Below are 16,423 nucleotides of genomic sequence, written 5' to 3'. Positions count from 1 at the left end.
GGTCAAAAAATAGATCTGTCCCCTTTTTAAATAGGCATGTCCCCTTTTCTCAGACCTCGCCCTGCAGCTCTTCCAGCAATGCGGCGTCGTCGTTCTTCGGAGAATTCACCCGCCCGCTCACCTTGAACGCGCGCAGCAATTCGCCCGGAAACGGCGTGAGCACGGCGCGTGCCGCATTCGGCGTGCCGGTCAACCACGTCTCGGCGTCTTCCCTGCGCAGGATCGCCGGCATTCGTTGCTCCTCGTTGTCGATCTTCGCCATCAGATCGTTGGCAGGCAGCGTGATGATGGCGACACTTTCGATCACCAGGCCATCGCCCCGCTTCGATCGTTCCCACAGCCCGGCGAACGGCAGGATCTCCTTGTCGGCCAATCCAATGAACCAGGGTTGTTTGGGCCGGCCTAAAGGCTGATGCCACTCGTAAAAGCCGTCGGCCGGAACGATACAGCGTTGACCTTTCTTCCACGCGTCGCGAAAGGCAGGCGAGGTCTCCATGGTCTCCACGCGCGCGTTGAAGGTGGAGTACTTCGGGCTCTCGCCTTTGAGGAACGGCGGGATCAGACCCCAGCGCATCATCACGCCTTCGCGCTCGTTCTGCCCGGCTTCGCCTGAAACGACGCGGATCACCGGCACTTCGCGCGCCGGCGCGATGTTGTAGCTCGACGTCTCTAACCATCGCATCCGCTGCACACCGAAGGTCGTCGCGGCCTTGGCTTGTTGGGCAAGAATGTAGCGTCCACACATAGGGACAGCAGCTTAGGGTGCGCGCTTGACCGCGGCAATCGCGTTCGCCAGCATTCGCTCCTGATTCAGGAGAGCAACTACGATGAAAAGTTTTCTGGCGGTGCTTGCCGGCCTCGTGTTCACGATCGTGGTATCCACCGGCTTCGATCTGGTGATGCACTCGACGGGTGTGTTCCCGAAAAACGTGCCGGAAACGGTGCCCGACATGACGACGGGCCAGTGGCTCATCGCCACGTCCTATCGGCTCTTCGCGGCCATCGGCGGCGGCTGGATCACCGCGCGGCTCGCGCCCGCGCGGCCGATGTTCCTCGCGCTGTTGTTAGGCGGCATCGGCACGTTTCTCGGCTTGCTGGGTTTCATCGGCGCGTGGGTTGCCAGCCCGAAGTTGGGGCCGCTGTGGTATCCGGCCGTGCTGGTGATCACCGCGCTGCCCTGCACGTGGCTGGGTGGAAAGCTGGGTCGACCCACCGTCGTGCGCACGCCGGCCTGATCCGCAGATCGTGGCAGATCCCCGCGTCGCATCGTCGCTCGCCTGGCTCAAGAAGCATGCATCGAAATCGATTCGCGACGGGATGTTGCGGTATGGGATCCCGAACGACCATGCGCTCGGCGTGCGTATGGGCGACATCCAGAAGCTCGGCAAACAACTCGGGCGCGATCACGCGCTGACGCTCGAATTGTGGGACAGCGGCGTTTACGAGGCGCGCATGTTGTGCGCGTACGTGGACGAACTCGACAAGGTCACGCCAGCGCGTATGGATGCGCAGGCGCGCGACTTCGACAACTGGGCCATCTGCGATACGTTGTGTTTCGCATTGTGGGTGCGTTCGCCGCATGCGCTCGCGAAGATCGAAAAGTGGGCGGCGCGACGCGAAGAATTTGTGAAACGCGCGGCATTCGCGCTGCTGGCGTGCGTCGCGCTCAAGAACCGGGACGTCGAGGATGCGGCGTTCCTGAAGGCGCTGAAGCTGATCGAGAAAGCCGCCGGCGACGAGCGGAATTTCGTCAAGAAGGCGGTGAGCTGGGCGTTGCGCGGCGTGGGCGAGCGCAATCTCAAGCTCAACAAGGCGGCGGTCGCGCTGGCGAAGAAGTTAGGTGATTCGAAAGATCCGACGCCGCGCTGGATCGGAAAGGACGCATTGCGTCAGCTGGCCACCTCCGCGACGTTGAAGCGGCTGGCCCGGAAGGCGAAGTGAAGGGATGCGAAAAGGGGACATGCCTATTTAAAAAACGTCCGTTTTTTAAATAGGCATGTCCCCTTTTCGCATCCCTTTCACAGCGGCCGGCGGAAATAGACGACGCGTTCGGTTTCTTCGAATCCCAGCGCGCGATGCGCGCGTTGGCTCGCTTCGTTTTCCAGCAAGGCATCCGACGCCAGCTCACGGCAACCGCGCGCACGCGCCCAGTCGCCGATCGCCGCGAACAGCTGCCGCGCCACGCCTCTGCGGCGCCACGCCGGCACGACGTACACACCTTCGACGAACCCCACCGGCGAAGTCTCCGTGCCGTTCACGTAGTCGCCACGGATGGACCCTTCGATGAACCCGATGGGCTCGTGCTTATCGTCATACATCATCAGCTGCAGGAACCGCTCGGGCTGCGCGAGCGAGATGGCCATATAGCCGCGATGATCCTCGGGCGTCGCATCCGCCCACAACGCGATACGCATCGCGAGCCAGCCGGGCTGGTCGAGCGATGCGCAGCGTTCAATGGTTGTTTTCATGGATTTGCGATGAGATTAGCAGGCGAACCCAAGGTTCATACAGGGGGGCAGCCATACCGGGGCTGGATGGACGCGCGTCCCAGGACCGGGGAAAAATCCCGTGCATGCCGCTACCCGCCAGCTCCGTCGACAAACTTTCAGATCACTCAGGGTCTTACGTGATCTGCGTAAAGTGCCGTAAATGCGCGCACGAACGCGAAATCGATCCGCGCGCGCTAGCTAACATCCTCGGCTGGAACACCACGCTCAAGCAGGCCTGCACGCGTTTGCGCTGCTCGAAATGCGATTCACGCAGCTGCGAAGTGGAGATTGCATTCAACCGCAAACCGCGCGGGTGGAAAGCCAACCCCTCTTAAAGGGGACATGCCTAATTAACGGGAACAAAGACAACACGCGCGAACAATCGCGTGTGTTGTTTTTGTTCCCGTTAATTAGGCATGTCCCCTTTACTGCGCGGTGAAACGCAGCGTCGTCAGCACCGATCTTCCTGCGCCGCCGCAATCCACGGTGCCGCGCGTCCCGGCCTTCGCAACCTGCTCCACGTTCACCGTGCACGCGGTCACGTCGATGGGCGGCACGATGCGGCCGTTCAACACCAGATAGGGCACCACCTCTCCGGTCGCGCCACTCTCCTCCACCGGCACGCGCAACAGCAGGTACTGCGCGTCGCCGCCGCCGTATTCCAGCAACGCCGTGCGCACGCCGTTCTCATACCGGTACAACCCCGGCGCGATCGAATGCCGGCCGGCAAGATCGAGCGCCAATGTGTACTCGCGCCCGGCATACGTGAACGTCGCCGAGCCGTTCCGGTACACACCTTCCTGCCGCCGCGCGCCCTCGCCCATGCGGGTGTTGCGCATGCGCGCGCCGCCCTTCGACACGGTCGTGGAAGTCACACCATTCGGCAGCTTCGCCATCGTCAGCACCGCAACCGGCGTGCCCGAGGCGAACCCGACCCGCTGCAGGTAGATAGTCAGCTTCTGCCCGGGTGGATAGACGTCGAAGCCGAGGCCGCCCGGCAACCCGGCCAGCACCCAGTGCTTCTTTCCACCCTGCTCGAATTCGAGCTCGGGCAGCTCACCGCCGAACATCATGTCGGCGAACGAGGGATCCAGGCCGCGGCTGCTGGCCCAGGCACCGATGATCGGCCGATATCGCCCCGACGGCGCCCGCTTGCGCCCGGTGAAGTTCGCGTTGGTGGTGAACCATTGATCGGGCGGCGCGAGTTCGGCCTCATCGTTCTGCGAACGCGCCACGCCGCCCATGATCTTGGACAGCGTAGAAGGCGTATACGCGGATTCTTCCGTGTCGCCGGGGGCTTGCGCGGTTGTGACGCCCACGAAGAGCGTCACAGCCACGAACCACACACACAGACTGGCTGGGGTTCGCATCATGCGGCTGCACCATAACCAATCCCGCCGCCCTACGGCCAGCGATCTGGCGGCGCGGCCGTCGGCGCGAAAATCGCCTCGATCTCGGCCCCACCACCGGGCCGCACCACGCGACCCTGCTCCACACCCTTCTCGAGGTAGATGAGCGTCGGCCAGAGCTTGACGCGAAACGACCGCCCGAGCGGCCGGCCCTTGCCGTCTTCCACCTTGATGTGGCGCACCGTCGGATGGTTTTTCATGACGGCCGCAATGTCGGTCTGTGCCGCCTGGCAGTAGCCGCACCAGGTGGCGCCGAATTCCAGCACGGTGGGCGCGGTGAAAGCATCGACCTCGGTGCGAGTGGGTTCATCCATGGGCACGAGATTAACGCGCCGCGGCGAGGCGCGAAACCTCGTTTCCCGTTACAGGGTGCCGACCGCTGCAGGTGTCGGAATCGTCCGGCGTCCCGCATCGCCTAACAACTTGCAAAGGCGCGGCTTCCGACGCCTAAGAATTCCCCGTAACCGCGGCCAGGCATATTGTGAAGTGACCGACACTTCCGCCCCGCCTACGTATAACTACACCGCGCTGTCGCTGGACAACGACAACGCATTGCGTAAATTTCTCCGGCGGTTGCGGAGAGGTTCATGGGCACTAACAACATCGTCCTGATTCACGGTTTATGGATGACCCCGCTCAGCTGGGAATACTGGGCGCATCACTACTGCGATCGCGGTTACAGCGTGTTCGCGCCGAGCTGGCCCGGGATGGAACGCGATGTCCGGGCGCTGCGCCGTGCGCCGGAAACATACGCCCAGATCGGCATCAAGCAGATCATCGATCACTACGAACAAGTGGTGCTCGAGCTCGGAGACCCGCCCATCCTCATCGGGCATTCCTTCGGCGGGCTCGTGGTCCAGGCCTTGCTGGACCGTGGACTGGGTGCCTGCGGCGTGGCCATCGCGTCGGCGCCGATAAAGGGCATATGGAAGCTGCCCTATTCCACGATACGCGTGGTCACGCCGCAGTTGATCAACCCCCGCAACAACCATCGCTGCGTGCCGCTCACCCCCAACCAGTTTCAATACGCATTCATGAATACCTCGACGCGCGAGGAATCGTTCCGCATCTATCAACGTTATGCCGTGCCCGGACCGGACCACGTGTTGTTCCAGACCGAGCTCGCCAACTTCAATCCATTCGCCGAGACCGCGGTGAACGTGCGCCGCAATAACCGGGCGCCGCTGCTGATGATCGCCGGCAGCGCGGATCACGTGTCGCCGCCGGCAGTGGTCAAGGCCAACGTCCGGGCTTATCGCCGCTCCGCCGCGACCACGGCGTACCACGAGTTCCCGGATCGCACGCATTTCATCATCGGCCAGAGCGGCTGGCAGGAAGTGGCCAACTACGCGCTGGATTGGGTCCGCGACCAGGAATTGCTCGTCCAACGGGAAGCGCGCCGGGTGGTGCGAGCGATGCACGCACGCCAGGTGGCTTGAGCATCTTGCTAGCGCCACCCCGCCGATAGCGTGCACGACGGACTCACAGTTTAGTGCCACACTTCAGCCGCTCGCTTCCGGGCTGGCAGTCAGGCACTCCGTCTTGAACCCCCCGTCCTTTCCGATCGTCGGCATCGGCGCTTCTGCGGGCGGCATCGATGCTTTTCATGCCTTTTTCAAGAGCATGCCCGCGGACTGCGGCCTGGCCTTCGTCGTCATCCTGCATCTGCCAGCCGACCGCAAGAGCATGCTCATCGAGATCCTGGCGCGCTGGACGCCCATGCGCGTAGTCGACGGCGCGAACGGTACGAAGGTCGAGCCCAACTGCGTGTATGTGCCGCCCCCGCACAGCGTCGTGAAGCTGCACAAGGGCTATCTACGCGTCGAGCGCGCGGATACGAACGAGGTATTCCGCCCCATCGACGGTTTTTTCGACTCGTTGGGCCAGGAACTCGGCGAGCGTGCGGTCGGCATCATACTGTCGGGAACCGGCAGCGATGGTTCCCTCGGTCTCAAGGCCCTCAAGGCGAAGGGTGGATTGACGCTCGCGCAAGGCACGGATCGCACGGCGCCGCAGTACCCGGAAATGCCTCAAGGCGCGGTTTCGACCGGCGCGGTGGACCTGATTGCTCCCGTCGAAGAAATGCCGGGCCACTTGCTGCGGTTGTTTGGCTCCGCCTCGAACACGGCGGCCATGCTGTCGAACGTCGACGAAGTCGAACGCCTGCGGCTCGAGATCTGTTCGCTGCTGCGCGCGCAGCTCGGCCACGATTTCAGCGGTTATCGCAGCCAGACTTTCCTGCGTCGCGTCGAGCGGCGCATGCAGGTGCTGAACACGCCGACTCTGCCGGAGTACGTCGCCAGACTCGCCCGATCGCCCGAAGAGTGCACCATGCTGTTCCGCGATCTGCTGATCCGCGTGACCAGTTTTTTCCGCGACCAGGCAACCTTCGACACGCTGCGCGACAAGGTCGTTCCACTGCTGTTCGCCGACAAACGTGCCGACGCCACCGTGCGCGTATGGGTTCCGGGATGCGCCACCGGCGAAGAAGCGTATTCACTGGCGATCCTGCTGCGCGAACACATGGAGCAGATCGATGGCCCGCCGCGCGTGCAGATCTTCGCCACCGATATCGATGAGCCCGCCATCGCCACGGCGCGCGCGGGCCGTTATCCCACCGGGCTGCTCGACGGGTTTTCTCCCGAACGGCTCGAGCGGTTTTTCACCCGCTCACACGGCGGCTATGTGGTTTCGAAGGAAATTCGCGGTCTCTGCACCTTCTCGATCCACAACCTGGTGCGCGATCCGCCGTTTTCGATGATGAGCCTGGTGTCCTGCCGCAACTTGCTCATTTACATGAATGCCGATCTCCAGGCGCGCGTCATCCCGGTGTTCCATTACGCGCTCGTGCCGAATGGCATCCTGCTGCTCGGCGGCGCGGAATCCGTCGTACAGCATGCGGACCTGTTCGCGACGATCGACAAGACCGCGCGCATTTTTCAGCGGCGCGCGGGCCGCAGTCCCGAGCTCAACGTCAGCTGGCAACGTCCGCCACCCGGGGCTTTCCGGGCACCTCACTTCGACTCGTCTTCGTCCCCGACGGCGATTCCCCAGGTCAAGGATGGATCGCCGATGCGCGACACGAACAGCGACGCAGCGCCCAATGTCTCCATCGCCCATCTTTCGCGCGCCGCGCAATTCGAAAGGATCCTGGGTCCCGTCGAGCCGACCCCAACAGTGGTGAACGAACTGCAATCCGCGCTCCTGGGCGTCTGTGAAGAGCTGGGCTCGCTCACCGAACAGTACCAGAGCGCGCTCGAGGAACTGCGCAGCGCCAACGAGGAATTGCACTCGGTCAACGAGGAGCTGCAGTCCACCAACGAGGAACTCGAAACTTCGAAAGAAGAGCTGCAATCGCTCAACGAGGAGCTGCATACCGTCAACATCCGGCTGACGGACAAGATAGGCGAGCTCGATCACACCAACAGCGATCTGCGCAATCTGTTCGACAGCACGGAAATCGCGACCGTGTTCCTCGACCGGCACCTGATCATCCGCAGCTTCACGCCCGCGATCGCGACCTTGTACAACCTCATCCCGAGCGACCAGGGCCGGCCGCTGTCGGACATCGTGAGCCGGTTGAAGTACCACAGCCTGCGCGAAGATGTGGCCGCGGTGTTGTCGAATCGCGAACCGCTCGAGCGGCGCGTAACGCGCGTGGACACCAACGCCCACTACATCATGCGGATCCTGCCGTACCGCGACCCCGAAAGCACCGTAACCGGCGTGCTGGTCACCTTCATCGACGTCACCACCATCGTGCAGGCTGAAACGGCGCTGCTCGAGGCGGACGTACGCAAGGATGTGTTCCTGGCGACCCTGTCGCACGAACTGCGCAATCCGTTGGCGCCGATCCGCACCGCGGCGCAGATCCTGCGGTCGCCCAAACTACAGGCCGACGAATTGCAGCACGCACAGGCGATCATCGCGCGCCAGGTCGCGCACATGAGCTCGCTGCTGGACGACCTGCTCGATGTTTCGCGCATCACGCGCGGTTCGCTGCAGCTCAAAAAGGAGTACGTCGACCTTGGCAGCGTCATGGATACCGCGATCGAAGCGGCGCAGCCGGTCCTGGATCGTCGCGAACACACCTTGACTGTCGAGCGGCCGCAGATGGCTACCGTGCTCGAAGCCGACCCGGTACGCCTGACACAGATACTGACGAACCTGTTGATCAACGCCGCGAAGTACACGCCCAAGCGCGGCAAGATCGTGCTGGGGACACGTGTCGAAGATAATTTCCAGGTGCTGTTCGTGCGCGACAACGGCGTCGGCATCGCTCCCGAGATGACCGCGAAATTGTTCGACATGTTCACCCAGGCGGCTTCGCAGGTCGGGCGCTCCGAGGGCGGCCTCGGCGTCGGACTCGCGCTGGCGAAAGGGCTGGCGGAGCTGCATGGCGGCCGGATCGAAGCCCGCAGCGCCGGCGCCGACAAGGGCAGCGAATTCGTCGTGTACCTGCCGCACTCGGCCGCCGTCGATGGGGAGGCGAACGCGGCGAATGGCAATGCGTCTTCCCCGGCGCGGCGGCGCATCCTCATCGCCGACGATCACGCGGATGGCGCCGAGACGATGCGCATGTTGCTGACCCATGCGGACCACGACGTGTATGTCGCGCATTCCGGAGCGGAGGCATTGGAGTTCGCCAAGCGCCTCCGGCCGCAGATCGTCGTACTCGACATCGGGATGCATTTCATGAATGGCTACGAGGTCGCGGAACGGATTCGCGGCGAAGCCTGGGGCGGCAACATCCTGCTGATCGCCGTGACGGGCTGGGGTCAGGATGGCGACAAGCAGCGCGCGAAAGCGGCCGGTTTCGATTTTCACCTGACCAAGCCGATCGACCCCGAAGCGCTCAAGAATCTCATCGACCAGAAGAAGTAGCGCCCGGCAGGTTGCCCGGCCGGTGGCTAGTTCAACCCGAACGACAGTCCGATCAGATCCAGCAGCACGTGCGCCACGATCAGCGGCCACAACTGCCGCGTGCGCGCGTACACGTAGCCGAACAACAATCCCATCGGCGCGATCGTGAGGAACGCAAACGGGCCTTGATACAGGTGATACATGACCCGCACGGCAGTGCTCACGTTGATCGCCGTCCACAGACCACGCGCCTTTTGCAGTGTCGTGATGGCGTAACCGGCAACGAACACCTCTTCGAAAACGCCGTTCACCACCGACACGAAGAACACGATTTCCATGCTGAGATGGCCATCGGTGCGTGGAACCTGCCCGGCGATCGATTTCATGTCGATGGGCAACAGGTGGGCTGCCAGCTGGACCACGATGATCAGCGCGTAATATCCGGCCAGCAGCGCGATGCCCCACAGGGTTCCGCGCCCATCTACCCGCAGCCCCACCTTCTCGAGTGTCCAGTCGCGCACGCGCAGGAACCAGATGAGTGCGGCCGCCACCAGCAGCTCGAAAACGACCGTTCCAATCAACGCGGCGTCCGAGAATACGGCGGCGCCTTGCGGTTGGCCGATCGAGAGGATCGACGTGAAGATGGGCAGGCCGAACGCCCACATGATGACGACGAGGAACTCGACGGCCGGCGGCAGTTGCCGGATGACCTCGCGGAGGGACTTCATGAACGCACTGTAGTGCATTTGCACGCATGGCGAGCGCCGCGGCTTACACTCGTGTGGAAGCGGCTCGGCTGTTGATTGCGACCGGCGCGCGAAAACGAGGCTCTCCATGGACAACACGCTCAACGATTCCGCGGCCGGCGCGTACAAGGTCAATTCGCTGACCATCGGCGCGGACGCAGACCCGATGGCCGGCACGGTGATCTGGGATCCGGCCCGTTCGCTGTGGAACGGCGGAATGTTGCTGGCCACGCTCATCCTCGGCCCTATCTATTTCAGCTGGGGTGCATTCGGGGTTTTCCTCGTATTGCTCGAGCTGACCATGTGCACCGGTCATTCGATCGGGTTCCACCGGCGGCTCATCCACCGCACGTTTCAATGTCCGAAGTGGTTCGAACGAGTGCTCGTATGGTCAGGCACGCTGGTGGGCATGCAGGGTCCGTTCTGGGTGATCCAGTCGCATGATTTTCGCGATTGGGCGCAACGCCAGCCCGATTGCCATCCATTCCTCAAACATGGCCATGGGCTCATCAAGGACGGCTGGTGGAACCTGCATTGCAGGCTCGAGCTCGCGAAACCGCCGGGTTTCGATCCCGGAGCGGGCATCGGCGACGATCCTTTTTACCGGTTCCTGCAGCGCTACTGGATGCTGCAGCAGCTGCCCGTGGCGCTGGTGTTGTTCGCCATCGGCGGCGTCCCGTGGGTAGTTTGGGGCGTATGCGCGCGCGTGACCGCCGGCGTGTCGATGCACTGGTTCGTGGGTTATATCTGCCACACACACGGGCCGCAGAGCTGGCTGGTGGATACCGGCGCGGTGCAGGCGCACAACGTGCCGTGGGCGGCGATTCCGTCGATGGGTGAGAGCTGGCACAACAATCACCATGCGTTTCCGGCGTCCGCGCGGCATGGGCTGTATCCCGGCCAGCTCGATATCGGCTATGAGTTCCTGCGCGGACTCGAGAAGACGGGCCTGGTGTGGAACATCCAGACACCGGAGGTGCTGCCACCCCGCAAAGGCATCACCTTCGTCGGATAAAGGTGTCGGATAAAAGGGGACAGATCTATTTATTGACCAGGCGACTCGCAGCGAGATGGCGGCCGACAATAAATAGATCTGTCCCCTTTTTCTCTTCTACTTCGAAAGGTGGGTGGCGTACGACGCGTCTCCATCGCCGCTGCTGCACTGGAATTCGCGCGTCACGGTCCACAGCTGGCAATTGCCGGCTTCCCTGCTGCTGCATTCGCGCACCAGCCCGGCCACCGGGTCGGCGCGTTTGAAGCCCCAGGCTTCGCAGCGATTCTCCGCCAGCGCCGTGGCTTGCAGGTCGCTGAGATCGGGCTGGTGAGTCTCGGAGTACTGATACGAAACGCGCACCAGTCCAGCTTCCTTGTTGCCGCCGGTCGCGGTCCACTGCTTCGTGCTCACGCAGCCGGTCAGGGCGAGACCGAGCATGGCGGGAACGAGGATTGAGCGAGGCATGGGACGCTTCATGGGGCACCTGGATGACTTGAACCCCATTTTCCACTTCGCAACTTAACGCTCCCTGAATCCCACCGATTTGCCGTCGCATTTCGCAGGCTTTGGGATGCCAAGCCGCTACTCGCGCGCGATCTTCTTGTTGGCCTTGCAGTCGCTTTCGAGCAGGCCGCCACGGCAAGGCATCGAAAACGTGCCCTCGATCAGGATCGGCTTCGCTCCCGTCAGCGCTTCGCGCCCGTTGATCGTGAACGAACCCCGCACGCCCTCCATGTCGAACTTTTCGATCGTCAACGTGCCGTTGGTGGCATCGTACAGGCCCTGGTTGAACGTCAGCGCACCGGCCAGCACTTCGCCCGGCTTCACCTCGGCGCCGGATTTCCCGACGATCTGGTAGGTGCCCGGCCGGAGTGGGATGTCCTTCTCTTTCGATGAGAAGGCGGCGAGCGAAACGGATACGCCGGGTGGTCCGTCACTCGAACAGGTGATGTCGATGGGGATCGCCGTGTTCTTGTCGCGCAACGATTCCTTTTCCTCGGCGTTCGCCCAGTAGATCGAATGCACGTGGCTCGGCCCTTCGCCCGACAACGCCGCACCCTTCGGATCCCAGTAGGTAGTCCACTGGTGTTGCTCCGGGGCGGTCATCCGGATCTTGCAGGCCTCGATCAGCGTGCTCAAGGCACTTGAGGTCGCCTGCGCGATGACCGCGTCTGCGGGTGGGATCGGTTCGTCGGCGGTCGGAACCGGCTGCCTGGGTTTGCAGCCCCACAGCAGCGCGGCGATGGCGAGAAGAAGAGCTGCACGAATGGCTGATCGCATGAACGCTCCGATTGACCACAGGGCTTCCCGATGGCGGCGCATGTTCGCATCGGAAATGCACGGGAGCGAATGTCTGTCGTTGGCGACCGGCTGTCAGTCGCGCCGGGAAGCGGCTGCGAGTGGGAATTTTCTGATTCGCGCACCCACTTCGTCGCCACGTCTGACGCGATACCTAGCAAGCCTGCGTTACGATGGGCCGGTGTTTTTAGCGCGCTCCGCAAAATCCTGGCTGTTGATCGCCCTGGTCATGATCGTCATCGCCTGCTTCGTATTGGGCGTGCTGACAATGCTCGCCGGCGAGGCGGACCTCGCGCGCGTGAAAATACCGGGGTCGAACCTCACGCTGGTGTTATCCCAGGACGACAACGGCGTTCATCGCTACGACGTGCTTGCGGGTCAAGACAACGTGGCCCGCCGGGTGATCCTGGCGTCGCGCGGCGCGCTGGCCGCGCCGCCCCAGGTGGCCGTGCTCGGCGACCGCGTGATCGTCACCTTCCGCACCGTGCGCAATACCACCGCCTTCGTCGAATTCGATCTGGCAGCGTGCCGGATCGTGAGCCATTCGAACTTGGCTTCGGCACTGCCGCCGATCAGGGACTGCGGCCGGAAATGACCGGCTCCGGGCTTCAGGCCGCGTGCAACGCCGCCAGCAGCTCCTTTTCTTTCTCGGGCGGCAAACCCGCACGCAATGTCTGGCGCTCCGCCGGCCGCGTCTTCTGCCATTCCAGCGTGTCGCGGATCGTGGTTTCCAACGACCGGAATTTGAGCCCTTTCGCCACCGCCCGGTCACACCGGATGAGCGCAAACCCCGCGCTGTCGCCGGTCGGCGGACTCCAGATCGGAATCGCGTTCGGCGGCGCGGATTCCGCGTTCAAACCATTCTTGTCGATGAATTCCGCGCTGGCCCAGGCAAACCTGGTATCCGCGCCCGAGATGCGCTTGCTCTTCTCCAGCAGCTCGCCGATCGTCGCCGAGCGCGGCCGGTTGCAGAGGTTGTAGACACCGCCGATGCGCTTCTCGACGCACGTACGCGTGAAATCCGCCAGATCGCGCACGTCGATGTAACCGATCGGATCGGCCGGCGTGCCGGGCGCCAGCATCTCTCCGCCGCGCGACACACGCACCGGCCAGTACGTGAAACGATCCGTCGGATCGCCGGGCCCGGCAATGTAGGTAGGCCGGATGACGTTGGCGTTCTTGCCGTACGTCTTCTGCACGATCTGCTCGCAGAGCACTTTGAGGCCACCGTACGTTTCGCCGGTCACTTCCTCGTTGGCCGGATCCTTGAGCGTCGCGAGTTTGTAGTCCTCGTCGATGTTCGTCGAGATGTAGTCTGCATACGCGGACACACTCGAGATGAAGATGTAGTGCTTGATGTGCGGCTGCAGCAGCTCGGCGGTGAGCCGCACCTGGCTCGGCTTGTAGCCGGAATTGTCGATACACACGTCCCAGTCGCGGCCCTTGAGCGCGTCCACCTGGCCATTGCGGTCGCCTAACAATTGTTCGACGCCGGGCTTTGCTTCCGGATCGCGTTTGCCGCGATTGAACAACGTCACGGTGTGGCCGGCTTCGGTCAGCACTCGCACGAAGTGCGGGCCGATGAACCCCGTCCCGCCGAGGATCAACACCTTGAGCGGTTTCGCTTTCGCGATGGACGGGCCGGTGAGGCCCGTGGCCAACAAAGCCCCGCCCGCGATCCTGAGCGCGTCACGTCTGTTCATCTGCATGAGATTGCTCCCCGGCGAATTGTTTGAACGGAGCCTACTCCGGTTCGATGGAATGCCGCAGCCACGCGCAAGGATTTTGGCGACCACGCGAACGATTCGGGCGGCCAACGGTTGCCACAATTGATCACTACGATGGGCTGCCGCAATCGATACGATTCGCCACCCATGCCGTTCACTGTCTCCCATGCCGCCGCGGTACTGCCGCTCGGCAAACTCAGCAGACGTACGCTGCCGTTGGCCGCGCTGATGATCGGCAGCATGTCGCCGGATTTCTCCTATTTTCTGCCGGGCGAGCTCGCGGTCTTGCCGACGCACACCTTCGCGGGGCTGTTCTGGTTCTGCTGGCCGGCGGGTATGGCCGCCTGGCTGCTGTTCGTCCACGTCCTCGAAGTGCCAACGCTCGCGTTGCTGCCGGAACCATGGCGCTCGAGGATCATGCCGTCGGACCCGACAACTACATTAATTGGAATTGCGCTCGCATCGCTCGCCGTAGTGATCGGCGCGGCGACTCACGTGATCTGGGATTCGTTCACGCATCGGTACACACCGGTGGTCGATGCGCTGCCCATGCTGCGCACCGTGGTGTTCAAGATCGGCTACGAACCTATCCGCGTGTACAAGATTCTGCAGCACCTGAGCACGGTAGTTGGCTTCCTCGTGCTTACGGCCTGGGCGTGGCGGCTGCGCCGCGACCCGGAGGTGCCGGCGCCCGCCAGCGGGAAATATTCGAGACCCGTCACGAGCGGCACACGCCTGAGCGCGGCATTTTTCCTGCTGGCGACATCGGGCTCATTCGCGATAACCAACTACCTGCTCTACGCCGACCTGCGATTCGAGCGCCGCCTGTTCCATCTCGCGATCGGCGGGATGTCGGGGTGGATGCTGGCGTGGTGCGTCATCGCGCTCGGAATGCGCTGGAAGTGGCGACGTTTCACATCTGCCTGAACAGGTGCAGATAGGTGCGGCTGACGGGCAGCACTTCCGGCCGCCCTTTCAGATGGATATCGGCGGTCTCGTTGTCGCCGCGCCGGACGTGGCTGATGGCGCGGAAATTGACGACCACCGAGCGATGCACCTGCGCGAATTGCGCCGCATCGAGTTGCGGAAGCAGATCCTTGAGCGCGGTGCGGATCACCGCCTCGCAGGGCTGCCCGGCATCGTCGCGCCACGCCACCTGGGTGTACTTCTCGTCTGCGCGCAGGAAATCGATGTCCTGCACCGCGATCAACCGCACGGTAGCGCCCACCGACGCGCGCACCCACTGCAACCTTGACGAGCCGGATTCCGGATTGAGGGCCAGCGAGAGCCGTTGCAGCAGCGCTTCCGTTTCGAGCGCCGGCTGGGCGGCGCGCAGCCGCGCCTGCAGACGCTGCACGGTTTCCGCCAGGCGCTCGGGCTCCACGGGTTTGACCAGATAGTCGAGCGCGCCCTGCGCGAAGGCCTGCACCGCGTACTTGTCGAACGCGGTGACGAACACCAGGTGCGCGCGGCCGCCGATGTGCTGCGCGGCTTCGACGCCCGTCTTGCCCGGCATCTGCACATCGAGAAAACAGATGGACGGCCGGTGTTGGTCGAATAGTTCGATAGCCTCACGCCCGTTGCGCGCCTCGGCCACGATCTGCAGCTCGGGCCACGCGGCCGCGAGCATACGCGCGAGCGCCTCGCGCAGCAGCGGCTCGTCGTCGGCGATCAGCGCGGTCGCGAGCGCGTTCATGCCGGGACTTCGCGGCCGGGGAAGCTGATCTCGGCGCACACGCCGTGTGGCACCACTTCGGTCAACGTCAATTGCGCATCGCCACCGAACGCCAGCTTCAGGCGTTCACGCAGGTTCGTCAGCCCCGTGCCGAGTCCGCGGCTGACGGTCTTCAATCCCACGCCGGTGTCCTTCACGCGCAGCAGGCAGCGATCGTCGCGTATCCAGATGTCGGCATCGATGCGGCCGCCGGTTTCGCTGGGATCGATCCCGTGGCGCACCGCGTTCTCGACCAGCGTCAGCAGCGTCATGGGCGGGCAGTACAGACGCGCCGCCGAGGGATCGAGATGAATGGCGTACTGCAGCCGGTCCGGCATACGCATCTGCATGAGCTCGAGGTAGGCGCGCACCAGCTGCACTTCGTCGTCGAATGCATTCGACTGCGACTGCATGCGCGGCACGGCGGCGCGTAGATAGGCGATGAGGCTCGTCAGAACTTTGGACGCCTGGGGCGAGCCTGCGTCCACCAGCGCCTGGATGTTCGCCAGCGTATTGAACAGGAAATGCGGCTCGACCTGCGCCTGCATGAGGCTCAGGCGCGCGTCGGACACGCGGCGTTCGAATTCGCTGCGTTCGAGCTCGAATGCGAACGCCTGTTCGCGCACCAGCAGATCGCGGTGCCGCAGGATCGCGGCGACGGCGATCCAGGGCGCGAACAGGAGGGCAGCGCCTACCAGCCTGCTCAGGCTTTCGCGGTTGACCGGATCGAGCATGGCCATGATCGCCGCGCACACGGGAATCGCGAACACGATGCCGATGAGTCTCACTACCGTGCGCGGCAGCCATTTCGGCAGTCGCCGAGGCCGCGTCTCGAGCGCGCCGAACACGAACAGGAGGGCGCCTCCCATGATGACCGAGCGCAGGATGTCGATGAATATCGGCGTTCCGTTGTGCAGTCCGCCGATCACACCGAGGGCGGCCGAAACCGCGAGTACGAACCGCGCCCGCGGCCAGGCGAAGATGCGTGCGAAGCCGTGCGGGGAAGATGGGGCGGCGGATGCCATGAGCGAACTATAGAACACGGCGGGCGCACGCCCTCGTCTCGGGATGCCGGGGGCCCAGTCCCATCCGCCTTTCGTCGCCACCCGTCGTCGCCCGGCAGTGCCCGGCGTTCGGCCGTCGCATGGGCCGGTACTCCCGGCGGCAGCCGATCATATTGAC

Annotated in this window: 17 protein-coding genes; 7 read left to right on the top strand and 10 right to left on the bottom strand. The window is 63.6% G+C overall.

Annotation, left to right across the window (positions count from 1 at the left end; all coding sequences use genetic code 11):
• Positions 1-49: 49 nt before the first annotated feature.
• Positions 50-745, bottom strand: coding sequence for an SOS response-associated peptidase (locus tag WDO72_16985; protein ID MEJ0087370.1), 696 nt, complete (start codon positions 743-745; stop codon positions 50-52).
• A gap of 82 nt (positions 746-827) precedes the next feature.
• Between WDO72_16985 and WDO72_16980 the strand changes: the two genes are divergently transcribed.
• Together WDO72_16980 and WDO72_16975 are read left to right on the top strand one after the other, a co-directional pair.
• Entirely contained in the window at positions 828-1,235 is a 408-nt protein-coding gene (locus WDO72_16980; GenBank protein MEJ0087369.1) for a hypothetical protein, read from the top strand.
• Between the two features lie 10 nt (positions 1,236-1,245).
• Positions 1,246-1,941 carry a DNA alkylation repair protein gene (locus WDO72_16975; GenBank protein MEJ0087368.1) on the top strand — a complete coding sequence of 232 codons (696 nt, stop codon included), beginning with the start codon at positions 1,246-1,248 and terminating at the stop codon, positions 1,939-1,941.
• Between the two features lie 77 nt (positions 1,942-2,018).
• Here the strand turns inward: WDO72_16975 and aac(6') are convergent, their stop codons facing one another.
• From aac(6') to WDO72_16960, 3 genes are all read right to left on the bottom strand, one after another.
• Entirely contained in the window at positions 2,019-2,468 is a 450-nt protein-coding gene (gene aac(6') / locus WDO72_16970) for an aminoglycoside 6'-N-acetyltransferase (GenBank protein MEJ0087367.1), read from the bottom strand.
• Between the two features lie 446 nt (positions 2,469-2,914).
• Positions 2,915-3,862, bottom strand: coding sequence for a hypothetical protein (locus tag WDO72_16965; GenBank protein MEJ0087366.1), 948 nt, complete (start codon positions 3,860-3,862; stop codon positions 2,915-2,917).
• Positions 3,863-3,891: 29 nt separating this feature from the next.
• A complete protein-coding gene (locus WDO72_16960; protein ID MEJ0087365.1) occupies positions 3,892-4,212 on the bottom strand; it encodes a thioredoxin family protein in 321 nt (106 codons plus the stop codon).
• Between the two features lie 273 nt (positions 4,213-4,485).
• Here WDO72_16960 and WDO72_16955 point away from each other — a divergent pair, with 273 nt between their 5' ends.
• Both WDO72_16955 and WDO72_16950 read left to right on the top strand, forming a co-directional pair.
• Entirely contained in the window at positions 4,486-5,337 is an 852-nt protein-coding gene (locus WDO72_16955) for an alpha/beta fold hydrolase (GenBank protein ID MEJ0087364.1), read from the top strand.
• A 103-nt stretch (positions 5,338-5,440) separates the two neighbouring features.
• Entirely contained in the window at positions 5,441-8,782 is a 3,342-nt protein-coding gene (locus WDO72_16950) for a CheR family methyltransferase (protein MEJ0087363.1), read from the top strand.
• Positions 8,783-8,808: 26 nt separating this feature from the next.
• Here the strand turns inward: WDO72_16950 and WDO72_16945 are convergent, their stop codons facing one another.
• Entirely contained in the window at positions 8,809-9,489 is a 681-nt protein-coding gene (locus WDO72_16945; protein ID MEJ0087362.1) for a type II CAAX endopeptidase family protein, read from the bottom strand.
• A 106-nt stretch (positions 9,490-9,595) separates the two neighbouring features.
• Here WDO72_16945 and WDO72_16940 point away from each other — a divergent pair, with 106 nt between their 5' ends.
• Positions 9,596-10,522, top strand: a complete 927-nt coding sequence (locus tag WDO72_16940; protein ID MEJ0087361.1) for an acyl-CoA desaturase — start codon at positions 9,596-9,598, stop codon at positions 10,520-10,522.
• A 96-nt stretch (positions 10,523-10,618) separates the two neighbouring features.
• Here the strand turns inward: WDO72_16940 and yecR are convergent, their stop codons facing one another.
• Together yecR and WDO72_16930 are read right to left on the bottom strand one after the other, a co-directional pair.
• Positions 10,619-10,966 (bottom strand): YecR family lipoprotein, encoded by a 348-nt coding sequence (gene yecR / locus WDO72_16935; protein MEJ0087360.1) that lies wholly within the window; start codon positions 10,964-10,966, stop codon positions 10,619-10,621.
• Positions 10,967-11,083: 117 nt separating this feature from the next.
• The gene (locus WDO72_16930) at positions 11,084-11,782 is read right to left on the bottom strand and encodes a hypothetical protein (protein MEJ0087359.1); all 699 of its coding nucleotides are present in this window, start codon (positions 11,780-11,782) and stop codon (positions 11,084-11,086) included.
• Here WDO72_16930 and WDO72_16925 point away from each other — a divergent pair.
• The gene (locus WDO72_16925; GenBank protein ID MEJ0087358.1) at positions 11,769-12,395 is read left to right on the top strand and encodes a hypothetical protein; all 627 of its coding nucleotides are present in this window, start codon (positions 11,769-11,771) and stop codon (positions 12,393-12,395) included. The two genes, WDO72_16930 and WDO72_16925, sit on opposite strands and share 14 nt — an antisense overlap.
• 13 nt (positions 12,396-12,408) lie before the next feature.
• Here WDO72_16925 and WDO72_16920 read toward each other — a convergent pair whose 3' ends face one another.
• Positions 12,409-13,509, bottom strand: coding sequence for an NAD-dependent epimerase/dehydratase family protein (locus tag WDO72_16920; GenBank protein MEJ0087357.1), 1,101 nt, complete (start codon positions 13,507-13,509; stop codon positions 12,409-12,411).
• A gap of 165 nt (positions 13,510-13,674) precedes the next feature.
• Between WDO72_16920 and WDO72_16915 the strand changes: the two genes are divergently transcribed.
• The gene (locus WDO72_16915) at positions 13,675-14,454 is read left to right on the top strand and encodes a DUF4184 family protein (protein MEJ0087356.1); all 780 of its coding nucleotides are present in this window, start codon (positions 13,675-13,677) and stop codon (positions 14,452-14,454) included.
• Here WDO72_16915 and WDO72_16910 read toward each other — a convergent pair.
• The gene (locus WDO72_16910) at positions 14,441-15,223 is read right to left on the bottom strand and encodes a LytTR family DNA-binding domain-containing protein (protein ID MEJ0087355.1); all 783 of its coding nucleotides are present in this window, start codon (positions 15,221-15,223) and stop codon (positions 14,441-14,443) included. The genes WDO72_16915 and WDO72_16910 overlap by 14 nt on opposite strands.
• The gene (locus WDO72_16905) at positions 15,220-16,266 is read right to left on the bottom strand and encodes a histidine kinase (protein ID MEJ0087354.1); all 1,047 of its coding nucleotides are present in this window, start codon (positions 16,264-16,266) and stop codon (positions 15,220-15,222) included. Before WDO72_16905 ends, WDO72_16910 begins: the two co-directional genes overlap by 4 nt.
• Between the last annotated feature and the right edge of the window lie 157 nt (positions 16,267-16,423).

Source organism: Pseudomonadota bacterium (assembly GCA_037200975.1).
In the GTDB taxonomy this organism is placed as follows: domain Bacteria; phylum Pseudomonadota; class Gammaproteobacteria; order Steroidobacterales; family Steroidobacteraceae; genus CADEED01.
Note: the sequence above shows the minus strand (reverse complement) of the source record. Positions and strands in the feature narration are given on the sequence as shown.

Coding starts and splice junctions, on each gene's coding strand:
- WDO72_16925 (MEJ0087358.1), top strand. CDS start 11,769: ATGGCTGATCGCATGAACGCTCCGATTGACCACAGGGCTTCCCGATGG.
- WDO72_16945 (MEJ0087362.1), bottom strand. CDS start 9,489: ATGAAGTCCCTCCGCGAGGTCATCCGGCAACTGCCGCCGGCCGTCGAG.
- WDO72_16985 (MEJ0087370.1), bottom strand. CDS start 745: ATGTGTGGACGCTACATTCTTGCCCAACAAGCCAAGGCCGCGACGACC.
- WDO72_16905 (MEJ0087354.1), bottom strand. CDS start 16,266: ATGGCATCCGCCGCCCCATCTTCCCCGCACGGCTTCGCACGCATCTTC.
- WDO72_16920 (MEJ0087357.1), bottom strand. CDS start 13,509: ATGCAGATGAACAGACGTGACGCGCTCAGGATCGCGGGCGGGGCTTTG.
- WDO72_16915 (MEJ0087356.1), top strand. CDS start 13,675: ATGCCGTTCACTGTCTCCCATGCCGCCGCGGTACTGCCGCTCGGCAAA.
- WDO72_16910 (MEJ0087355.1), bottom strand. CDS start 15,223: ATGAACGCGCTCGCGACCGCGCTGATCGCCGACGACGAGCCGCTGCTG.
- yecR (MEJ0087360.1), bottom strand. CDS start 10,966: ATGCCTCGCTCAATCCTCGTTCCCGCCATGCTCGGTCTCGCCCTGACC.
- WDO72_16940 (MEJ0087361.1), top strand. CDS start 9,596: ATGGACAACACGCTCAACGATTCCGCGGCCGGCGCGTACAAGGTCAAT.
- WDO72_16980 (MEJ0087369.1), top strand. CDS start 828: ATGAAAAGTTTTCTGGCGGTGCTTGCCGGCCTCGTGTTCACGATCGTG.
- WDO72_16960 (MEJ0087365.1), bottom strand. CDS start 4,212: ATGGATGAACCCACTCGCACCGAGGTCGATGCTTTCACCGCGCCCACC.
- WDO72_16955 (MEJ0087364.1), top strand. CDS start 4,486: ATGGGCACTAACAACATCGTCCTGATTCACGGTTTATGGATGACCCCG.
- WDO72_16965 (MEJ0087366.1), bottom strand. CDS start 3,862: ATGATGCGAACCCCAGCCAGTCTGTGTGTGTGGTTCGTGGCTGTGACG.
- WDO72_16930 (MEJ0087359.1), bottom strand. CDS start 11,782: ATGCGATCAGCCATTCGTGCAGCTCTTCTTCTCGCCATCGCCGCGCTG.